Genomic DNA, 1,364 nt, shown 5'->3' on the forward strand with positions numbered 1-1,364 from the left:
GTTCGAGGAGTACTCCCTCAAGGTCATCGAGATCCCCGGTCGCCTGGAACGGGCCCACACTGACCACGTCGGCATCGCCGACGCACTCGCACAGCGGGACCCCGAGCTCGCGGCCGAGCGGGCGCGTGAGCACGTGCGCACCGTCCAGCGCGAGCTGCGTCGCTCTGCCGACGACGCAGCACGGCCCCGGACGACTGCCTAGGTCGGGCGGGGCCGCACTGCGTAGCGCGCCGCTCAGACGAAGATGTCGGCGACGAGGACGAGGGCCAGTGCCACGACCGACAGCATCGACTGACCGAGCGTGTACGTCTTCAGCGTGCCGCGCGTGGACAAGCCGAAGAGGCTCCGCAGCATCCAGAACGCGTTGTCGCTGAACTGGCCGCCGAAGATGCCGCCGGCACCGGCTGCAAGAACGACGAGCACGGGACTGAGGCCAAGGCCGTCGACCAGGGGCGCGATGATGCTGATCGCGGTGATCCCGGCGACGGTCTGGCCGCCGATGGCCATGCGCATGACGGCGGCGATGAACCAGACGGCCAGGAGCGGCAAGGTCGAGTTCGCCTCGAAAAGGTTCGAGAGCACGTCCTGCATCCCGGTACCCGCGATGATCTGGCCCAGAGAGCCCGAGACGGCCGTGACGACGAGGATCGTGCCCACGGTCTCGAGCGCCTTGTTCACAACATCCGACTGCCCCGTCAGCCCAGACCTCCGCGTCGTGATGACCAGGGCGGTGAGCGCACCCGCGAACAGCGCGATGACCGGACTCCCGAGGAAGCCGATCACACCGTTGTCGATGCCCACGAGGGGCGCGACGATCGCGGCGACGATGAGCACGAGGACGACGAGCACGGGCGCGAGGGCCGCACCCATGGACGGCAGGTGCGAGTCGTCGGGCTCGGCCTCCGCCTCCTCCTGCTCCAGGCGCTCGTCGACGATCTCCTCGTCACGCGCAGGGTTCCACCAGCGCAGGCGCTCCATCGCCCCCAGGTACAGGAAGATGGTCAGCGCGACCGAAGGGATCGCGACGAGGAAGCCTGGCACGAGGATGTCGCTCGGCGAGAGCGAGAGCGTGCCGAGGTAGGCGAGCATCGCGGCCCCGGGGATGACCAGCGCGTTCCCGGCCGCGAGCCCCATGGAGACGGGGCCCGCGAGGGACGCCACGGGGCGGCCCGTGATCCGAGCGACCCGGCGGGCGATCGGTGCGACGATCACGAGAAGCACGTCGAAGTAGATGGCGGGCGTCACGGTCGACAGAGTGAGGCCGAAAGCATAGGGCGATCCCCGCTTGCCGAAGACCTTGAGGATGCCCTGCACGATCCGCTGCACGGCTCCATAGCTCGACATGAGGAAGCCCATGACCACAC

The 1,364-nt window shown here is 68.8% G+C and carries 2 protein-coding genes; one reads left to right on the top strand and one right to left on the bottom strand.

The annotated features are described in order from the left end of the window. On the top strand, window positions 1-202 hold a 202-nt coding region (locus ACFWEK_RS21640), incomplete at its 5' end, for an FCD domain-containing protein (protein ID WP_430555380.1). A 32-nt stretch (window positions 203-234) separates the two neighbouring features. Here ACFWEK_RS21640 and ACFWEK_RS21645 read toward each other — a convergent pair. Further along, the coding region (locus ACFWEK_RS21645) for a GntP family permease (RefSeq protein ID WP_430555381.1) at window positions 235-1,364 on the bottom strand (1,130 nt) is incomplete at its 5' end.

The sequence above is a fragment of the Isoptericola sp. NPDC060257 genome (assembly GCF_042726645.1).
In the GTDB taxonomy this organism is placed as follows: domain Bacteria; phylum Actinomycetota; class Actinomycetes; order Actinomycetales; family Cellulomonadaceae; genus Isoptericola; species Isoptericola nanjingensis.